19 protein-coding genes are annotated in these 19,096 nt (G+C 66.6%); 14 read left to right on the top strand and 5 right to left on the bottom strand.

Going from position 1 to position 19,096, the window contains the following annotated elements; genetic code table 11:
- Window positions 1-50: 50 nt before the first annotated feature.
- Window positions 51-1,979 (bottom strand): DNA topoisomerase (ATP-hydrolyzing) subunit B, encoded by a 1,929-nt coding sequence (gene gyrB / locus D3261_RS10890; protein WP_120072279.1) that lies wholly within the window; start codon window positions 1,977-1,979, stop codon window positions 51-53.
- A 198-nt stretch (window positions 1,980-2,177) separates the two neighbouring features.
- Here gyrB and D3261_RS10885 point away from each other — a divergent pair, with 198 nt between their 5' ends.
- The 5 genes from D3261_RS10885 (at window position 2,178) to D3261_RS10865 (ending at window position 8,469) form a co-directional block, all read left to right on the top strand.
- On the top strand, window positions 2,178-4,550 hold the full coding sequence (locus D3261_RS10885) for a DNA topoisomerase VI subunit B (protein ID WP_120072277.1): 2,373 nt from the start codon (window positions 2,178-2,180) through the stop codon (window positions 4,548-4,550).
- Window positions 4,551-4,572: 22 nt separating this feature from the next.
- Window positions 4,573-5,673, top strand: a complete 1,101-nt coding sequence (locus tag D3261_RS10880; RefSeq protein ID WP_120072275.1) for a DNA topoisomerase IV subunit A — start codon at window positions 4,573-4,575, stop codon at window positions 5,671-5,673.
- A 71-nt stretch (window positions 5,674-5,744) separates the two neighbouring features.
- On the top strand, window positions 5,745-6,023 hold the full coding sequence (locus D3261_RS10875) for a DUF433 domain-containing protein (RefSeq protein ID WP_120072273.1): 279 nt from the start codon (window positions 5,745-5,747) through the stop codon (window positions 6,021-6,023).
- A gap of 3 nt (window positions 6,024-6,026) precedes the next feature.
- Window positions 6,027-6,368, top strand: coding sequence for a DUF5615 family PIN-like protein (locus D3261_RS10870; RefSeq protein ID WP_120072271.1), 342 nt, complete (start codon window positions 6,027-6,029; stop codon window positions 6,366-6,368).
- A 577-nt stretch (window positions 6,369-6,945) separates the two neighbouring features.
- Complete coding sequence (locus tag D3261_RS10865) at window positions 6,946-8,469, top strand: hypothetical protein (RefSeq protein WP_120072270.1); 1,524 nt, start codon at window positions 6,946-6,948, stop codon at window positions 8,467-8,469.
- Window positions 8,470-8,851: 382 nt separating this feature from the next.
- Here the strand turns inward: D3261_RS10865 and D3261_RS10860 are convergent, their stop codons facing one another.
- Together D3261_RS10860 and D3261_RS10855 are read right to left on the bottom strand one after the other, a co-directional pair.
- Window positions 8,852-9,715 (bottom strand): 2-oxoacid:ferredoxin oxidoreductase subunit beta, encoded by an 864-nt coding sequence (locus D3261_RS10860; RefSeq protein ID WP_120072268.1) that lies wholly within the window; start codon window positions 9,713-9,715, stop codon window positions 8,852-8,854.
- Window positions 9,712-11,478, bottom strand: coding sequence for a 2-oxoacid:acceptor oxidoreductase subunit alpha (locus tag D3261_RS10855; RefSeq protein WP_120072266.1), 1,767 nt, complete (start codon window positions 11,476-11,478; stop codon window positions 9,712-9,714). Before D3261_RS10855 ends, D3261_RS10860 begins: the two co-directional genes overlap by 4 nt.
- A gap of 88 nt (window positions 11,479-11,566) precedes the next feature.
- Here D3261_RS10855 and D3261_RS10850 point away from each other — a divergent pair, with 88 nt between their 5' ends.
- The 4 genes from D3261_RS10850 to D3261_RS10835 all read left to right on the top strand — a co-directional run bounded on the left by D3261_RS10850 (window position 11,567) and on the right by D3261_RS10835 (window position 13,754).
- Complete coding sequence (locus D3261_RS10850; protein WP_120072264.1) at window positions 11,567-12,208, top strand: ferredoxin--NADP reductase; 642 nt, start codon at window positions 11,567-11,569, stop codon at window positions 12,206-12,208.
- Window positions 12,209-12,578: 370 nt separating this feature from the next.
- Window positions 12,579-13,127 carry a hypothetical protein gene (locus D3261_RS10845; protein ID WP_120072262.1) on the top strand — a complete coding sequence of 183 codons (549 nt, stop codon included), beginning with the start codon at window positions 12,579-12,581 and terminating at the stop codon, window positions 13,125-13,127.
- A 22-nt stretch (window positions 13,128-13,149) separates the two neighbouring features.
- Entirely contained in the window at window positions 13,150-13,542 is a 393-nt protein-coding gene (locus tag D3261_RS10840; RefSeq protein ID WP_120072260.1) for a nuclear transport factor 2 family protein, read from the top strand.
- A complete protein-coding gene (locus D3261_RS10835) occupies window positions 13,542-13,754 on the top strand; it encodes a hypothetical protein (RefSeq protein ID WP_120072258.1) in 213 nt (70 codons plus the stop codon). Before D3261_RS10840 ends, D3261_RS10835 begins: the two co-directional genes overlap by 1 nt.
- On the opposite strand, the gene D3261_RS10830 is transcribed toward D3261_RS10835, so the two are convergent.
- A complete protein-coding gene (locus D3261_RS10830; protein WP_120072256.1) occupies window positions 13,751-14,713 on the bottom strand; it encodes a zinc-dependent metalloprotease in 963 nt (320 codons plus the stop codon). The two genes, D3261_RS10835 and D3261_RS10830, sit on opposite strands and share 4 nt — an antisense overlap.
- 37 nt (window positions 14,714-14,750) lie before the next feature.
- Window positions 14,751-15,179, bottom strand: a complete 429-nt coding sequence (locus tag D3261_RS10825; RefSeq protein ID WP_120072391.1) for a hypothetical protein — start codon at window positions 15,177-15,179, stop codon at window positions 14,751-14,753.
- A 119-nt stretch (window positions 15,180-15,298) separates the two neighbouring features.
- Here D3261_RS10825 and D3261_RS10820 point away from each other — a divergent pair, with 119 nt between their 5' ends.
- The 5 genes from D3261_RS10820 to purF all read left to right on the top strand — a co-directional run bounded on the left by D3261_RS10820 (window position 15,299) and on the right by purF (window position 19,092).
- Window positions 15,299-16,357: a M42 family peptidase gene (locus tag D3261_RS10820; protein WP_120072254.1), complete on the top strand. Its 1,059-nt coding sequence runs from the start codon at window positions 15,299-15,301 to the stop codon at window positions 16,355-16,357.
- A gap of 100 nt (window positions 16,358-16,457) precedes the next feature.
- A complete protein-coding gene (locus tag D3261_RS10815; protein WP_120072252.1) occupies window positions 16,458-16,925 on the top strand; it encodes a hypothetical protein in 468 nt (155 codons plus the stop codon).
- Between the two features lie 347 nt (window positions 16,926-17,272).
- The gene (locus D3261_RS10810) at window positions 17,273-17,497 is read left to right on the top strand and encodes an LSM domain-containing protein (protein WP_120072389.1); all 225 of its coding nucleotides are present in this window, start codon (window positions 17,273-17,275) and stop codon (window positions 17,495-17,497) included.
- Window positions 17,494-17,667 (top strand): 50S ribosomal protein L37e, encoded by a 174-nt coding sequence (locus D3261_RS10805; RefSeq protein ID WP_005044428.1) that lies wholly within the window; start codon window positions 17,494-17,496, stop codon window positions 17,665-17,667. The genes D3261_RS10810 and D3261_RS10805 overlap by 4 nt, the downstream gene beginning before the upstream one ends.
- Window positions 17,668-19,092, top strand: a complete 1,425-nt coding sequence (gene purF / locus D3261_RS10800) for an amidophosphoribosyltransferase (protein WP_120072250.1) — start codon at window positions 17,668-17,670, stop codon at window positions 19,090-19,092.
- Window positions 19,093-19,096: the final 4 nt, after the last annotated feature.

The raw sequence follows: 19,096 nt of genomic DNA, 5'->3' as shown, positions 1-19,096 counted from the left end.
TGAGCCGAAGGCGAGCGCAGCAAAAGGTGGGGCTGAAAGGTGGGGATGCATTAGATGTCCACCCACTCGGCGTCGGTCGCGTGGCTCTTGATGAAGTCCCGGCGGGGCTCGACCGCGTCGCCCATCAGCACCGAGAACATCCGGTCGGCGGCGGCGGCGTCCTCCAGGGTGATCCGCTTGAGGATCCGGTTCTCGGGGTTCATCGTGGTCTCCCAGAGCTGGTCGGGGTTCATCTCGCCGAGGCCCTTGAACCGCTGGACCTGGTCGGGCGAGCCGTCGCACTTCTCCTCGACGATCCGGTCGCGTTCGGCTTCGGTCATCGCGTCGTAGGTCTCGCTGCCCTTCCGGATCCGGTAGAGTGGCGGCTGGGCGGCGTAGACGTAGCCCGCCTCGATGAGCGGCTTGAGATAGCGATAGAGCAGGGTCAGATAGAGCGTCCGGATGTGCGCGCCGTCGACGTCGGCGTCGGTCATGATGACGATCTTGTGATATCTGGTCTCCTCGATGTCGAACTCCTCGCCGACGCCCGCGCCGATGGCGGTGATCAGATTTCGAATCTTCTCGTTTTCGAGGATCCGATCTAGTCTGTGCTTCTCGACGTTGAGGACCTTCCCGAAGAGGGGGAGGATGGCCTGAAACTCCCGGTCCCGACCCTGTTTCGCGCTGCCGCCCGCGGAGTCGCCCTCCACGATGAAGAGCTCGGCCTCGCTCGGGTCGCGGGTCTGACAGTCGGCGAGTTTGCCGGGGAGCGCGGTGGATTCGAGCGCCGACTTCCGGCGGGTGAGTTCCTCGGCTTTCTTCGCCGCGCGGCGAGCCTTCGCGGCCTCGACGGCCTTGCTGATGGCCGCCTTCGCGGTGTCGGGGTGTTCCTCGAAGTAGGTGTCGAGGTGCTTGTGGACCGCGCTCGCGACGATGCCGTTGACCTCGCCGTTGCCGAGTTTGGTCTTGGTCTGGCCCTCGAACTGCGGGTCGGGGTGCTTGACCGAGATCACAGCGGTAAGCCCCTCGCGGATGTCGCTGCCCTTCAGCGTGTCGCCGTCGAGCGGGTCGAGCAGGCCGTTCTCCTTGGCGTAGTCGTTGACGACCCGTGTCAGCGCGGTCTTGAACCCCGTGAGGTGGGTCCCGCCCTCGCGGGTGTTGATGTTGTTCGCGAAGGCGTGGATCGAGCCCTGAAGCTCGCTGGTGGTCTGCATCGCCACCTCGATCGCGACCTCGCCATCGTCGATGGTCGCGGTGTCCTCGAGGTAGATCACGTCCTCGTGGAGCGCGCTCTTCGACTCGTTGAGGTAGACCACGAACTCGCGGATGCCGCCGTCGTACCGGAATCGCTCCTGGCTGTCGTCGCGTTCGTCCCTGAGCTGGATCTCGACCCCGGAGTTGAGGAAGGCGAGCTCGCGCAGCCGGGTCGCGAGCGTCGTGGTGGCGAAGTCCGTCGTCGAGAAGACCTCCTCGTCGGGCCAGAAGCGGAGCTCCGTGCCCGTCTCCTCCTCGGGGTCGAGGTCGCGAACCCGTTCGAGGTCGCCGTCGGGTTCGCCGTGGTCGAAGCGCTGTTTCCAGACCGCGCCGTCGCGTTTGACGGTGACCTCGACCCACTTCGAGAGCGCGTTGACGACCGAGACGCCGACGCCGTGAAGCCCGCCGGAGACCTGGTAGGACTCCTTGTCGAACTTCCCGCCGGCGTGGAGTACGGTCATGATGACTTCGAGCGCGGACTTCCCGTTCTCGTGCTCGTCGACCGGGATCCCGCGGCCGTCGTCGGCGACGCTCACGGAGGGGTGCTCGCCGTCGTGGATCGTGACGGTGATCGAATCACAGTACCCGGCGAGCGCCTCGTCGATGGCGTTGTCGACGACCTCATAAACGAGATGGTGGAGCCCGCGGGCGTCCGTCGACCCGATGTACATCGCCGGACGCTTTCTGACAGCCTCGAGGCCTTCGAGGACCTGAATCTGCCCCGCTCCATACTTGTCTTGCGACATATAATCTATCGATTCGTAGCAGTCCTGGCGGCATAAGTCTCCCGCACGCGCGCTATCGGTATGGCGGCGCTGACGCCGTGATACACCGGTTGACGGCCGAGGAGGCGGGCGGTTTTCGTCGGTCATCGACTCGGCCACTCACTCCACTTCCGCCGTGGTACCATCGGGGTTTTAACCGTCCCCGAAATACCACCACCAATGCCATCCCTCCAATCGACACTCGACGATGGGGGGGTCGCCGCGGAGCTCGCGGAGGGCCAGCGCGCGATCTCCATCGCCGAGTTCTTCGAGAAGAACAAGCACATGCTCGGGTTCGACAGCGGTGCCCGAGGTCTCGTCACCGCCGTGAAGGAGGCGGTCGACAACGCGCTCGACGCCGCCGAGGAGGCCGGGCACCTCCCCGACATCTACGTCGAGATCGAGGAAGTCGGCGATTACTATCGATTGGTGGTCGAGGACAACGGTCCCGGTATCACCGCCGAACAGCTCCCCAAGGTCTTCGGGAAGCTCCTCTACGGCTCGCGATTCCACAAGCGCGAGCAGGCCCGGGGTCAGCAGGGGATCGGTATCTCGGCGGCGGTGCTCTACAGTCAACTGACGAGCGGGAAACCCGCGAAGATCACGAGCCGAACGGGGGGCGGCGAGGCGAAGTACTTCGAGCTCATCATCGACACCGACACCAACGAGCCCGAGGTCTCGGTGGAGGAGACGACGACCTGGGACCGACCCCACGGGACACGGATCGAGCTCGAAATGGACGCGAACATGCGCGCTCGGGGCCAGCTCCGGGACTACATCAAACACACCGCGGTGGTGAACCCCCACGCCCGGATCGAGCTCCGCGAGCCCGGCGGCGAGTTCAAGGCCGAACGCGCGACCGACGAACTCCCGGCCGAGACCGAGGAGATCCGCCCCCATCCCCACGGGGTCGAGCTCGGCACGCTGCTGAAGATGCTCGACGACACCGACTCCTACAGCCTCTCCGGGTTCCTCCAGGAGGAGTTCACCAGGGTCGGAAAGAAGACCGCCGCGAACGTCATCGCGGCGTTCAACGACCGCCACTACGGTCGCGAGATGGCGTGGCGAACGCCCCACGACGGCGAGGCGATCGAGGCCGCGGTCACCGACGTGGTGGCGAACAAGCGCGCCGAGGACGTCGAGGCGTTCGCCGCTCGCGTGGCCGAGGCCGTCGGGGAGCGCGACCGCCTCGCACACCACGAACTCGACGCGCTCGTGACGACGGCGGCGGGCGAGACCAACACCGAGACCGGTACGACGTTCGGCGAGACGGTGTGTGAGAAGGCCGTCGCGGCGGCGTGGGAGGTGATCCGGGAGAACCGCGAGAGCGACCTCTACGAGCTCGCCGACGACGCGACGAGCACCCGAAAGGACGGCTCGACCATCGAGCCGTTCGCCGACCGACTGGCGGCGAAGTTCGAGGGCGGGCGCGACCGCCTCCGACGCGACGACCTCGCCGAGTTCGTCGACCGCGCGGCGGCGATGACCGAGGAGCGTGACGGGGTCTCGTTCGGCGAGACCGCGCGCGAGAACGTCGTCGAGGCCGTCTGGGGGGTCTGTCGGGCGGTGCCCGACGACCCGCCGAACGTCACCGAAGTGGCCGGGGACCGCGACACCGCGAGCGCGCTGTTGGACGCGATGGGCGCGACGGACATCATCGCGCCGCCGACTGACTGCCTCTCGCCGATCACCGCCGAGCTCGTACGCTCGGGGCTCGAAAAGGAGTTCGACGCGGACTTCTACGCCTCGGCGACGCGGGACGCGGGCGTCCACGGGGGCGACCCGTTCATCGTCGAGGCCGGTATCGCCTACGGCGGCGAACTCCAAGCCGAGGGCAGTGTCCAGCTCATGCGCTTCGCCAACCGGGTTCCCCTGGTCTACCAGCGCGGCGCGTGTGCGACGACCGACGTGATCAAGTCGATCGGCTGGCGGAACTACGGGCTCGACCAGCCCGGCGGCTCGGGGATGCCAAACGGGCCGTGCGTCATCATGATCCACGTCGCCTCGACCAACGTGCCGTTCACCAGCGAGTCGAAGGACGCGATCGCGAACGTCCCCGGGATCGAGGACGAGATCGAGCTCGCGGTCCGTGAGGCCGCCCGCGAACTGAAGAGCTACCTGAAGAAGCGCCAGTCGATGCAACAGCGCCGCCAGAAACAGGACGTCCTCGGGGCGATCCTTCCCGAGATGGCGACCAAGCTCGCCGACGTCACCGAACGCGAGGAGCTGGACATCGACGACTCGCTCGCGCGGATCATGAACAACGTGCTGGTCGAGCGCCGTATCGAGGACGACCACGTCGAGCTCGTCGTCGAGAACCACTCCTCGGCGGGCGAGAGCCCGGAGCTCACCGAGATCGTCTCGGCCGAGCCGACGGCGGTCTCGGACGGCGCGCGCGTCGTCGAAATGGACGGCGAGTGGTTCATCAAGTGGTCGCCCGAGGTGAGCGGCAACGACGAGGCCACCCTCGAGTACGACCTCGCCGACGCCGACGCCGCCTTCGACCTCGACGTGACCGGTATCGACGACGCGAAACTCACCGTCAACGCCTAACTCCCACCAACAGCACCCACCCATGAGCACCGACACACCCGACATCGACGCCTCGGCGCGCGAGCGGCTCATCGACCTCGCCGCCGAGTTCTACGACCAGTTCGCCGCGGGGGAAGTCCCCGAGATGCGCCTCCCGACGCGGACGAAATCCAACATCGAGTACGACGAGGACAGTGAAGTATGGGTCTACGGCGACCGCGAGAGCACGCGAAGCGCGAACTCCGTTCGCGGCGCGCGCAAGCTCCTCAAGGCCATCTACACCATCGACTTCCTCGCCGAACAGCTCGACGAGGACCGCTCGTCCACCCTGCGTGAACTCTACTACCTCTCCGAGAGCTGGGACGAGAAGGAAGCCCAGTTCTCGGACCAGGACGAATCGAACCAGCTGATCGAGGATCTGGAGATCGTTTCTCATGTTACTCGCGAGGACTTCCACATGCGCCCGGAGGAGTCCGGCGCGAAGCTCATGGGACCCCTCAGAATCCGCGAGCAGACGAACCGCGGCGACCGCGAGATCCACTGCCAAGACGACGTCGGCCAGGGCGGCTACCAGATCCCGAACAACCCGGACACCATCGAGTTCCTCGACCACGACATCGACTTCGTCCTCTGCGTCGAGACCGGCGGGATGCGCGACCGACTGGTCGAGAACGGCTTCGACGAGGACTTCAGCACCCTCGTGGTCCACCTCGGCGGCCAGCCCGCGCGTGCGACCCGGCGGATCATCAAACGACTCCACGACGAACTCGATCTCCCGGTAGTCGTCTTCACTGACGGCGACCCGTGGTCCTATCGGATCTACGGCTCGGTGGCCTACGGCTCCATCAAGTCCGCCCACCTCTCCGAGTACCTCGCCACACCCGAGGCGCGCTTCATCGGGATCCAGCCCGCGGACATCGTGGAGTACGACCTGCCGACCGATCCACTCAGCGACTCGGACATCAACGCGCTCGAAAGCGAACTCACCGACCCGCGCTTCCAGACCGACTACTGGCGCGAACAGATCGAACTCCAGCTCGACATCGGGAAGAAGGCCGAACAGCAGTCGCTGGCCGCGCGTGGTCTGGACTTCGTCACGGATACCTACCTCCCCGAACGGCTGACCGCGATGGGCGTGCTGTAGTTCGTCCTCGATTTCGCGGGCCACGCCCGATGCGGCCGCAGGTTTATCCCGGATGGCGGACAAGACCATCCATGACGGGGATCGTGAAGACGGACGATGTGCTCGGCGGGAACGCGCGCCTCGACGGCCGTCGGATCGCGGTGGTCGACGTTGCCGAGCGAGTTCTGGACCACGACCACGCTCCCGAGTACGTCGCCGACCAGCTCGATATCGAGATTTCGGCAGTCTACGCCGCGCTCGCGTACTACTACGACAACATCGAGGAGATGAACGCCACTCGCGAACGGCGTCGCGAACTCGATGCGGTCCTGAAAACCCGTTCGAAGGCACCGGAAGCCGTCGAACACTGAGGGATGCCTCGGCTTTCGTTCCGCGCCGACGAACACGTCGACAGGGCGTTTATCACGGCACTCAGAGCCGAGGGCTACGATGTTTCGACGGTGGAAGCGGACTACGAACGAGGACTAAGTGACGAGGACCACCTCGCCGAATGTCGGGCGAACGGGCGGGTCGTACTCACGAACGACGACGATTTCACGAGACTGGGGCTCGATATCGAACACGCCGGTATCGTCCGCTACAGTGACCAGGGTCTCTCACCGGGTGCGTTCGTTCGGGGGATCAGACGTATCGACACACACCTCTCCGCCGACGAGATGACCGACCACGTCGAATGGTTGGAGCAGTGGCTTTGAAGACGACCGCAGAGACCCAACCGTGTTTCCCACAAGAGGGTCAGCATTCACCCCTACTTTTCCTCCTCGGGTTAGCTCGTTGTGGCTCACGGGTCGCTCCGCTCCCCGTTTACATCGGGGTTCTCGCTTCACCCGAACCTTGCGCCGCTCGTTCGCGGTACAACCACTAACTCCTCCGCGCAGCACCGCCCAGCGACCGCCACACGCCTCCCCAACCGACTGCGCTCCTCGGTCGCTCGGCTCACGGCTCACTTCGTTCGCCGTTCGCGCGTTCGGTGGTGTTCACTTCGTTCACACCACCTATCGCTCCCTGCGGTGCTCATCCACCGTCAGAGCAAAGTCGTTCGGGAGAGCGAAGCTCTCCCGTGATGACGGAAGACGCTTTGCGTCTTCCGAACCACTCTGACGAGCTTGCGCTCGCGTCACTCGCGCAAACCTCGCACAACGTCCGCGATCGGTGCTCACTTCGTTCGCACCGACGCGAGTGCGCGCTACGGTGATCGGTCGGGAGCACGGGGAGGCATCCGCGCCATCGACAGTCGCGGGGTTGAAGACGGTCGCTCGCTCACTGCGGGGTATGTCGAGGTCAGACCTCGCGGGGCGGGTCACGGACGTGCTCACCGTCGACGTCGATGAGTTCAACGCCCGCGCCGAGGAGGAGGCCGCGGTCGTCAAACGCGAACTCGATGCGGGCACGTTCGACAACCCACAGGCGATGATCGGGCTGGAGTACGAGTTCTACGGGGTGAATCGTGGGACGAGCGCGCTGGCGCGGGTGCCGCGCCGACTCCTCGAGTACATCGGCTTCGAGAAGGAGCTCGGGCTCCACAACGCCGAGATGTGTACCAGCCCGCAGCCGCTCAACGGCTACGGGCTCCAGGCCCAGGAGGCCGAGGTCAACGCCCGCCTGCGGACCGCGCTCGACGCCGTGGCGAGTTCCGACCTCCGGCTGGTGAGCGACGGGATGTGGACCATCCCCCCGGAGGGCGAACCCGCGAACGAGTACCTCACCAGCAGCGTCGCCGACGACGGGATCCGGATCGCCTCGAACATGAGCGAGTCCGTGCGCTATCACGCGATGGCGAACACCGAGGGGGCGGATTCGGCTGGGATGCGTCTCGACGCGCCCCACGTCTCGCTCTCGGCCGACACCGTGATGCCCGAGAGCCTGATCACCTCGATCCAGCCCCACTACCAGGTCTCCCACGCCGCCGACCTCCCCGAGTACTTCGCCTACGCGCTCCGGGTCGCGGGCCCGCTGCTCGCGCTCGGCGTCAACTCGCCGTTCTTCCCGCCGGACCTCTACGACGACACCCCCGCCGACCGAATTCTGGACGACGGCTGGATGAGCAATCGGGTCCACGTCTTCGAAGCCGTCCTCAACCCCGACGGCGGCACCGGGAAGGTTCGTTTCCCCCACGACCTCGATTCGGCCGAGCAGGCCGCCGAGCGGATCGCGAACGACGACACCGTGGTCTCGATGCCGGTCGAGGAGACCAACCGGTTCGACGACGCGTTCTCGACCTTCCGGGTGAAACACGGCACCTACTGGCGGTGGGTGCGCCCCGTCTTCGACGGCGCGACCGAGTCGGCGGCGAACGCGCGGATCGAGTTCCGGCCGATCGCGGGCCAGCCCACGGTCAGGGACGCCATCGCGTTCCAAGCCGCCTTCGCGGGGCTCCTCGAAAGCCTCACCCGACGGGAACACCCCGTCGCGAGCCTCGACTGGCAGGACGCCCACGAGAACTTCTACGAGGCGGTCTATCACGGGCTCGACGCCGACCTCGTCTGGATCACCAACGACGGTCGCGAGACCCGGGACTACGAGGAGATCTTTTCGGACCTCTTCGCTCACGCGAAGGACGGCCTCGAATCCCGTGGACTCTCCGAGAACGAGACGGCGAAGTACCTCTGGCCGCTCCGCCAGCGCGCCCGCCACCGGGTGACCCCGGCGGACTGGAAACGAAACGAGGTCAGAACCCGCCTCGACGACGGCGAGGGGTTCGCGGACGCCGTCCACGGGATGCAGCGCGCGTACATCCAGCGCCAGTCCGAGACCCTGATCGGCGACCACAGCTTCGCCGACTGGCTCGCCGACTGAGTGATGCACGGCCGCCCGCGGCGGCCGGCGGTTGCGGTCGCGGGGCGGTCGGCGGTGGCGGTGGCCGTCGCGACCAGCGGAGCGGTGTTGTTCCTGGTGTCTCGGCGAGCGTCAGCGAGCCGAGGCTCAGGAGAGCGGTGCTCTCCTGGCGGATGAAGGGCGAGCCGCGCGAGCGAGGCCGGAGGCCGAGCGAGGAGCGAACGGAGTGAGCGCACGGCGAGGGCTTCGGCGGTGCGGTTGCGGGAGCGGTGCTGTGCGGAGAAATTAGTGGTTGTACCACGAGCGACCAGCGGGAGCGAGTGGCAGTTTTTAGTCCAGGTTTTTGCAAGCGGGGGTGGAGCGAACGGAGTGAGCGGAACCCCCCGCAGTAAAAAAGTGGGTTCTAGTAGAACTCGCGAACGAGGTCCGTCGCGTCCTCGGGTGCGCCGTCGGGGATATCGGCCATGTTGGCGTCGAGGTCGTGGCGCTCGTTGTAGGGCACCGAATCCTCGTCCTGGTAGAGCACGCCCATGTACTCGGTGTCGTCGTCGGCGATCTTCTCGAGAGCCGCGTCCCTGTCGTTCGAGTCGTGGTCGGTCTCGTCGAGGTCGACGATCGAGTCCCGGAAGTAGTCGTAGGTGTCGACGTCGTTGAACGTCACGCACGGGCTGTAGACGTTGACGTAGCCGAAGCCGTCGTGTTCGATCGCCTGCTGGACGAGCTCGGCGTGGCGCTGGGCGTCCGAGGAGAACGACTGAGCGATGAAGCTCCCGCCGGCGGCCATCGCGAGCGCCTTCGGGTTGACCGGCTCCTGTTTCGGCCCGTCGGGCGAGGTCGCCGTCTCGAAGTCCTCGCGGCTGGTCGGCGAGAACTGGCCCTTCGTGAGGCCGTAGATCCGGTTGTCCATCACGACGTAGGTCATGTCCATGTTGCGGCGGACCGCGTGGACGAAGTGGCCCGCGCCGATGGAGTAGCCGTCGCCGTCGCCACCCGAGACCATGACTTCGAGGTCGGGGTTCGCGCTCTTGACGCCGATGCCGACAGGAAGAGCGCGGCCGTGGACGCCGTGGAGCGCGTAGCTGTGCATGTAGGTGCCGATCTTGCCCGAACAGCCGATACCGGCGACCACGAAGGTGTTGTCGGGGTCGTTGCCGGTGTTCGCGAGGGCTTTCATCATGCCGTTCATCGTCCCGAAGTCGCCGCATCCGGGACACCACGTCGGCTGCTTGTCGGACTTGAAATCCGTGAATCTGACGTCTGAGCTCATGTGGGGACCTCCTGTGGCGTGTCGAGTTGTTCGGTGATCCGCTCGGCGAGTTCGTCGGCCTTGAACTGCACGCCGTTGTACTTGTTGACGCGGTTGACGCGGGTAAGGGTGTCGTGTTCGAGCACGTCCGCGAACTGACCAGTCGCGTTACACTCGACCACGATGACCTCCTCGGCCTCCTCGAACTCCTCGGAGAGGTCGGGTCGCGGGAAGAGGTAGGGCACCGAGAGGAACCGGACGGAGACGTCGGCCTCTTCGAGGAACCCGATGGCTTCGCGCATCGCGCCCTCGTTCGAGCCCCACGAGACCACGAGGGTGTCGGCGTCGGGGTCGCCGAACTCGCGATAGTCCCACTCCTCCTCCTCCTGAGCGGTCTGAACCTTCTGGTTTCGTTTGTCGACCTGCTCGATACGGACGTCGGTGTCCTCGGTCCGCCGACCGAGCTCGTCGTGTTCGAGCCCGGTGGTCATGTGCGCGCCGCCCGAGGTCCCGGGAAGGGTGCGGGGGCTGACGCCGTCGGCGGCCGGGAAGTGTGGCTGGAACTGGTCCTTGTCGTTGAGCCACGTGTCGATGTCGTTCTCGTCGACGAGTTTCCCGCGGTCGACCTCGACCGCGTCCATATCGAACTCCTCGGGCTCGTAGGTCTGTTCGGTGACCGAGAGCGCCAGGTCCGCGACCAGATACACCGGCGTCTGGTACTTCTCCGCGAGGTTGAACGCCTCGACGGTCTTGTGGAAACACTCGGCGACCGTGGTGGCCGCGACCACGAATCGGGGGATCTCGCCGTGCCCCCCGTAGAGCAGCATATCGAGGTCGCCCTGTTCCTGCTTGGTCGGCATCCCGGTCGAGGGCCCCGAGCGCATCACGTCACAGATCACGAGCGGGGTCTCGCTGGTGGCGACGAGCCCGAAGGTCTCGGTCATCAGGTCGATCCCCGGGCCCGAGGTAGCGGTCATTGAACGCGCGCCAGCCCGCGCCGCGCCGAGCGCCATGTTGATAGCCGAGAGTTCGTCCTCGGCCTGCATCACGTGGCCGCCGTAGCGTTCGATACGGCCCTTCAAGTACTCCATCACGTCCGTCGCAGGCGTGATGGGATAGCCCGAGTAGAAGCGACAGCCGGCGGCGATCGCACCCATACCGATGGCCTCGTCGCCGTTCAACAGGACGTAGTCGCTGTCGGTGGTCTCGACGTCGTAGCCGAAGTCGTCGCGGTCGTACTCGTCTTGGACGTGCTCCTCGCCGAGCCGGGCGGCCTTCTTGTTGTTCTCGACGATCGACTGCCCCTTGTTGCCGAAGCGTTTCTCGAGCGCCTCGTCGAGGTTCTCGATCGGGAAGTTCGCCACTTCGCACGCGGTCCCGAGCGCCACGATGTTCTGCATGATCGCGCCACCGGCGTCCTCGGCGAGCGATTTCAGCGGGACGGGGAGTCCGATCATCCCCTCGGGGGCCTCGAAGTCCTCCATCATCGTCCGCTCGCCGTCGTAGATGATGACCGAGCCCTCGTGGAGTTCGTCCATGTTCTCCTCGACCGTGCGTTGGGTCAACGCGATCAGGATGTCGAGCCGGTCGACGACGCTCTCGACCTGCGCGGTCGAGCTCCGGACCTTGTAGGCCGTATAGCCGCCGCGGATGCGCGAGGCGAAGTCCTTCGAGGTGAAGACGTGTCGGCCCGCGCGCGAGAGCGCTTGAGCGAAGATCTTGCCGGTGGAGTTTATCCCGTCGCCGGCTTCCCCGCCGATGGCCCAGTTCAGATCGTCTGGCATGTGCTTGAACCGCGTACGCCATCTGCGGAGGAAAAGGCTTCGGAACACTGACCGAAGTCCCTTTGGCCGAAACCCACCGAGGCGAGCTATGGAACCAACACCGACCACCGTCGAGGGAGTTCGCGACGTCGGACCGGACACCGTCGCGCTCGACCTCGTTACTCCAGGGGGATTCGACGCCCACCCCGGCCAGTTCGTCAAACTCACGCTCGACGTCGACGGCGAGTCGGCGTCGCGCTTTTACACCCTCTCCTCTCCCGGCGTCGGCGAAACCTTCGAGATCACCGTCGGGATCGACCCCGACGGCGACCTCGGGCCCCGACTCGCGAGCCTCGAACCGGGCGACAGTATCGAGGTCGCGGGACCGTTCGGCAGCGCCCACTACGAGGGTGAGTCATCCATCGCCGTGCTCGCCGGCGGACCGGGTGTGGGCCCCGCCGTCGGCGTCGCCGAGCGCGCGCTTCGCGACGGCGGCGCGGCGAGCGTCGTCTACCGCGACGACGACCCCGCCCATCGCGAGCGCCTCGACGCGCTCCGCGAGGCGGGCGCGTTCGTCACGGTGCTCGATCCCGGAACGGAGCTCGGCGATGCCGTCGCGGCCGCACTCGAAACCACCCCCGACGCCCAGGCGTTCGTCTACGGCTTCGCCGACTTCCTCGACGACGCGACCGCGGCGCTCGCGGCCGCCGGCGGCGACCCCGACGACGCGAAGGTCGAGAACTTCGGGTAACACACACCCACTTTTTTACTTCGTCGGGTTCGCGCTCCGCGCGAACCGCTCCTCGCAAAAACCTGGACTAAAAACTGCCGCTCACTCGCCTTCGGCTCGTTCACGGTGAACCGCGCTCACTTCGCTCGCGCGGACGCTACCATACCCCGCAACCACACCGCCGAAGCCCTCGGCGCGCGCTCACTCCGTTCGCTCGCGCGCCTCGCCCTTCGTCCGCCAGGACCGCTCCGCTGGCGCCCCGCAACCGCCACCGCCCCGCGACCGCCGACCGCACCGCGGCGGCTACCGCACCGCCGCACCGCCGGCCGGCCCGAAGACCTGAGATCGAGCCGAACGGTGGGTTGATGGTCGGGCCGGTGGTATGTCAGCCATGAACGTGCACGACTGGCAGGACATTCTCTCCGACGTCACGGAGTCGGGTGCGGACGCGGGCGGCTGGCGCGCGGTCGCAGGCAATCGAGCTTCCGGCATCGGCGAGGACATGTACCTCGGCCACCCCTCGGCGGGCGTCTACCAGCTCAAGACCTACGCGAAGAACCCCTTCGAGGTCCGCGGCGTCGGCACCCGCGTGGCCCGCCGGATCGACGACGACCTCGACTCGCTCTTCCCGAAGAAGGACGCGGGCCGCTTCGGCGTCCAGTCCCCGATGACCGACGAAAACGAGGCGACCGAGGCCGCTCGCGACCTCGAGAGCGTGCTCGAAGCTCACTCCGACGCACCGACGACCCCAGGAGATCTCTTCGAGGACGTGATGGGCGCGCTCGACAGCCCCGCCTACGGCCCGATGGAACACGATTCCTACGGGCGGCCCGACGGCCTCGACGACCTCTCGGGCGAATTCGAGGAGGCCGAACGCCTCCTCAACACCGAACTCGACGAGCTCGTCGACGCCGACGAGACCAACCGCGGATTTCAGTAACCCACGGGCCCTCCCCCCTCCAATGACCGCCGAAACCACCGTCGAGACGTACTACGCGGCACTCCGCGCGGGCGACCCGCTCCACCCCTTCTTCGACCTCGACGAGTCGACCGTCAAGTTCGGCATCGGCGAACGGCTCGTGGGCGAGGAGATCGAGGAGGGACTCCGCGAACAGATCCGTACGACCCGCGAGTGGACCGTCGAGAGCCACGCCCTCCGCGTCACCGAACGCGACGACACCGCGTGGTTCTCGGACCAGGTCAGGATGGCGTGGATCGACGACGAGGACGAGCGTCACGACCACGAGACGCGCTGGAGCGGCACGCTCGTGCGTCGCGGCCCGGACGAAGCGGAGGGGATCGACGCCGACTGGCGCTTCGTCGGGATGCACGTCAGCGTGCCCGGTGAAGCCTGATGGTCGGGCCCGTCTCCCGCGAGGAGCGCCTCAGCGTCTCCCGGCGGCTCAAGATCGGGTTCGTGCTCCTCGTCGGGGCCTCGGCCGGCCTCATCACGTTTCAGGGCGAGCCAACGCTCCCCGTGGTCGCGATCGCGGTGCTGTTCGGGCTGGTCGTCGGAGCGCTCCTCGTCGTGTTCGCCTTCCCGAAGGGGTTCGCCTTCCGGGATTAGGCCACTCGCGCGAGCCACTCCGCGGGCGCGTCGAGTTCGGCGTCGCTCGGCAGGTTCTCCGGGCGTTCCCAGACGAGGCTCGCGGTCTCGAGCCCGCGTTCGTCCGCCACCGTCTCGAAGAAGGCCTTCCCGCGTTCGTACTGTCGGCGTTTCATCCCCATCCCGAGGAACCGGCGCACGAGCTGTGAGATCGGTCCCTTCCCGCCCCGACGCGCGTCGACTTTTCGCCGAAGGTCCGCGTACTCGTCGTCGAACGCCCGGTCCATCAGGAGTTCGGCGTAGCCCTCGACCGCGGTCATCGCGGCGTTCACTTCTCGAAAGGCCTCGCGGTCGATGCTGCCCTCGCCGAGCGCCGCGACGCTGCGCTCCATCCGGGCTTCGAGGTGGCCCGAGAGCCACGGCGCGGCCCCGAACTCGGCGGCGTGGGTCACCTCGTGGAAGGCGATCCACCGGCGGAAGCGCTCCTCGGAGACGTCGAGCTCGTCGGCGACCCGGACGATGTTGGGGTGGACGAAGTAGAGCGCGTGGTCCTCGGCGGGGGCGTCGGCGAGGAGGAGCGGGTCGTACTGGCCGAGGACGTTGTTCGCGAGGAAGGAGAGCGCGACCGTCATCGAGCCGGTGTTGAGAACGCGTGCGACCCCGAGGTCCGGCGCGAAGCTCCGGGTCTCGGTTTCGAGGGTGCCCATCACGCGCTCGAACGTCGCGATGTTGGCGTCGATCCAGTGGTAGCGGTTCTGGACTTCCACCACGTCGGGGAGGTCGAACTCGACGGCCGAGACCTCCTGAATACGGGTTCTGGCGTCGCGCACGTCGCGCGCGTAGCCCGACCGGGTCGCCGCCGAGAGCGAGAGGTCGCCGGGCTCGGTGGCCGAGCGCGCCGCCCGGGTGACGGCGTTCCAGTCGATCAGGCCCTCACCCGAGGCCTCGGCGACCGCCCGTACGCTGTCGTAGAGGTTCACGCCTCATCGAGGCCCCGACGAACCAAAGCGTTTCGCCCTACAGCTCTTCGAACTCGTTCTCGATGTCGTCGTCGCCGAGGTACCACCACGCGGCCAGCGCGAGGAGGCCGACCACGACCAGCAGCAGGAAGGTCCGACCGATGCCGCGGCCACCCGAGTCGTCGGCTTCGTCGTAGTCGGGTTCGTCTTCGACCTCGGTGTCGGGGTCGATCTCGACCACTGCGCTGCCGGTCTCGGTCTCCGTCTCGGTTTCCTCGTCCTCACCGATCTGGACCGTGTCGCCGCCGTCGGCGGTTGCCGAGTCCGTCTCGTCGTCCCCGAACGGGAGCGCGTCCGTCTCGGAGCCCCCGAAGCCGAGCCGATCGCGGAGCACCTCGCCGATGTCGGAGTTGAGTTCGAGTTCGCTCTCGAACTCGTTGTTGTCGGCGTGGAGATGGAGTTCGACCAGCGTCAGTTTGTCTGCCATACCGGCCATCTGTGGGCCGGCATCTTATCCGTTTTGGGCTTGCGTGCGCGATACGTGTTCGAGGCGTTCGGGCCGACCGGTTTCGAGGCGTTCATGTCCACCGACCCGATAGACGACGGGTGAACGAGACCCAGCGGACGTTCCTCGACGACCTGCTCGAAACCCCGACTCCGTCAGGCTTCGAAACCCGCGGTCAGCGTGTCTGGCTCGACTACGTCGGCGAGTTCGCCGACGAGGTGTCCACCGACGACTACGGCAACGCCGTCGCGGTCCACGAGGGGAGCGACGACGCACCGACGGTCGCGCTCACCGGCCACGCCGACGAGATCGGGTTCGTGGTTCGGGACATCGACGGCGAGGGATTCCTCAGATTGGGCTCCATCGGCGGCGCGGACAAGACCGTCTCGCGCGGCCAGCACGTCACCGTCCACACCGACGACGACCCCGTCGCGGGCGTCATCGGCCAGGCCGCGATCCACCTCCGCGACGAACACGAGGTCGCCGACATCGAGGACCTCCACGTCGACATCGGCGTCGAGAGCGAGGAAGCCGCCCGCGAGCTCGTCGCCATCGGCGACCCGCTGACGGTCGCGACGACGCTCGAACCCCTTCAAGGAACCCGGCTCGCCGCCCGCGGGATGGACAACCGGGTCGGCACGTGGGCCGCCGCCGAGGGGCTCCGACGGGCCTGCGAGGCCGACGTCGAGGCGACCGTCTACGCCGTGAGCACCGTCCAAGAGGAGGTCGGCCTCCAGGGCGCGAAGATGGTCGGCTTCGACCTCGCGCCCGACGCGGCCATCGTGATGGACGTCACCCACGCCACCGACGAACCCGCGACGCCCGGCAACCGCTCCAACGGCGTCGAACTCGGGGCGGGCCCGGTCATCGCCCGCGGCGGCGCGAATCATCCCGTCCTCGTCGAGAAACTGCGCGCGGCCGCCGACGAGGCCGAGGTCGACGTACAGCTCCAGGCCACCGGCTCCCGAACGGGCACCGACGCCGACGCGATCTTCACCCAGCGCGGCGGCATCCCCTCGCTCAACGTCGGTATCCCGAATCGCTACATGCACACCCCTGTGGAGGTTATCGATACCGACGACCTCGATTCAGTCGTCGACCTGCTCGGCGCGTTCTCGGAATCTGTGGGTGCGGACGACGATTTCGCCGTCGAGATCTGAACCAACGCCGCTTGCCCGCGTTTTCGTCTACGAGTTGACTCACCGAGCCGTCGAGCCACTGGCAGAAATGTTTAAGCGAACCCTTCGAGATCTATCGAACATGAATGGAAGAAAATACGTCGGCCGTGTCGCTCAGCTGGTCGCTGTCGGCCTCTGTGTTCTCGGGATCGTCATCGCCGGCTGGGCCGCGTACACCACGGCTCAGTCGACACCGTATCTCGTGCAGGTCGACGACGTGACGACGTCGTCGTCCGAGCCGGCGATAGCCTATCACGACCTCTCATCATCACAGCAGGCGATCTTCGACCGGATGACGACGGACCCCGCTGGGCCGGCCACCGGTCAGGCGGCCCACGTCGAAGACACCTCACTGGCGTTCTTCGCAAACAACGCGGTTCGATATCGGGGTGAAATGTACACGTTCGATATTCAGTACGACCCGGGTTCGCCGGGGCCGCTGTTCGTCGGGTTCGGTGTGCTGGTCGCGCTCGTCGGCGGCTGTTCGTCGCTCCTGCTGTGGTATCGGGGTCGGCGACGGGAGGCGACCTCGGACCCGTTCGCTGCCTGACGTACCGTTTTGGTCGGCCTGCTGATTCGTCTACGGCGAAAGTTGGACTGCTGATTCGTCTACGGCGAATTCCGATGCAAATGAGAGACGCACAGCACCGCCCCGCACAGGCCACACGCCTCCCCAGCCGACTGCGCTCCTCGGTCGTTCGCCTGCGGCTCACTCCCTACGGTGCTCATCCCTCGCACAGTGTCCACGACCGGCCCTCACTGTCGTTCGGACCGGTCGTGAGCGCGCGCCACCGCAGCCGAACATACGAAGATCGCGGGACGGTGACCCTCGTCGTCGACCCGAAACGGTCGCGAACGGTCGGTACGTTTAAGAAGCGAACCCGGCGAGTGGGGGCCATGAGTGGACGACCCCTCGACGTGCTGGAGGCGACGCTCGGCGACCGCGTCACCGTCCGGTTGAAGGACGGCGCGGCCTACGCCGGCGAACTCGGTGGCTACGACCAGCACATGAACGTGGTGCTCGACCCCGCGGAGGAGGACCCCGAGAACGACGCAGCGACCGAGACGGTCGAGAGCACAACGATTATCCGGGGCGACAACGTCGTGTCGATAACACCATGACGGGCTCAGGAACACCGAGTCAGGGGAAGAAGAACAAGACGGTGCACGTGAAGTGCCGGCGGTGCGGCGAGGCCTCCTACCACAAGACCAAGAAGGTCTGCGCGTCGTGCGGGTTCGGGAAATCCGCCAAACGACGCGACTACGCGTGGCAGGAGAAGGCCGGCGAGTAGATGCACGAGAAGTGCGGCGTCGTCGGCGTCTCCCTCGCCGACCGAGCCGCCGCGCGCCCGCTTTACTACGCGCTCTACGCCCTCCAGCACCGCGGCCAGGAGTCGGCGGGGATCATCACCCACGACGGCTTCCAACAGCACTCCCACGTCGAGATGGGGCTCGTCGGCGACGCCTTTGACCCCGCCGACATCGCGAGTCTCAACGGCTCGAACGGCATCGGCCACGTTCGCTACCCCACCGCTGGCAGCGTCGACAGCTCCTGTGCCCAACCCTTCGCCGTCTCGTTCAAGAGCGGCTCGCTCGGCCTCTCGCACAATGGAAACCTCGTGAACGCGGACGCGCTCCGCGACGAACTCGCCGGGCTCGGCCACGCGTTCACCTCCGATGGCGACACCGAGGTCATTGCCCACGACCTCGCGCGGAATCTCCTCGACTCCGGGCTCGTCGAAGCCGTCGAACGAACCATGGGCAAGATACACGGCTCCTACTCGTTGACCGTGATGCACGACGATCGGGTCTTGGGCCTCCGCGACCCACAGGGCAATCGCCCGCTCTGTCTCGGCGAGCTCGAGGACGGCTACGTACTCGCCTCCGAGAGCGCCGCCGTCGACGCGCTCGACGGGGAGCTCATCCGCGACGTCAAACCCGGCGAACTTGTCGTCCTCGAACCCGACGGCTCGGGCTACAGCACGTATCAGCTCACGGAACTCGACAACACCGCTCACTGCTTCTTCGAACACGTCTACTTCGCCCGGCCCGACTCGACCATCGACGACAAACTGGTCTACGAGGTCCGGCGCGAACTCGGCCGCAAACTCTGGGCCGAGAACGGCATCGACACCGACGTGGTGATGCCGGTGCCCGACTCGGGCCGGGCGTTCGCCTCGGGTTACGCCGAGGCTGCAAACGAGAACGAGGGCAGCGTCGAGTTCGCGGAGGGGCTGATGAAGAACCGGTACGTCGGCCGGACGTTCATCATGCCGACCCAGGACGAGCGCGAACGCGCCGTTCGGCTGAAGCTCAACCCGATCAAGTCCACGGTCGAGGACAAGACGGTGACGCTGATCGACGACTCGATCGTCCGGGGAACGACCTCGACCCAGCTCGTCGAACTCCTCCGGGACGTGGGCGCGTCGGAGGTCCACCTCCGGATCGGCTCGCCCGCCATCACCGCCCCGTGTTACATGGGGATCGACATGGCGACCCGCGAGGAGCTCATCGCGGCCGATCGAACCGTCGAGGAGGTCAGAAACGAGATCGACGCCGACAGCCTCGCGTACCTCTCGCCGGGGGCGATCGCCGACGCGCTCGAAACCCAACGGGACGACCTCTGTATGGGCTGCATTACTGGGGAATACCCCTACGACATCGACGGCGAGCCGACGGATCGGCCGGTGCGCCAACCCGTTATCGCCGACGACTGACTGC

The sequence above is a fragment of the Halococcus sp. IIIV-5B genome, assembly GCF_003602035.1.
Classification (GTDB): Archaea; Halobacteriota; Halobacteria; order Halobacteriales; family Halococcaceae; genus Halococcus; species Halococcus salsus.
Note: the sequence above shows the minus strand (reverse complement) of the source record. Positions and strands in the feature narration are given on the sequence as shown.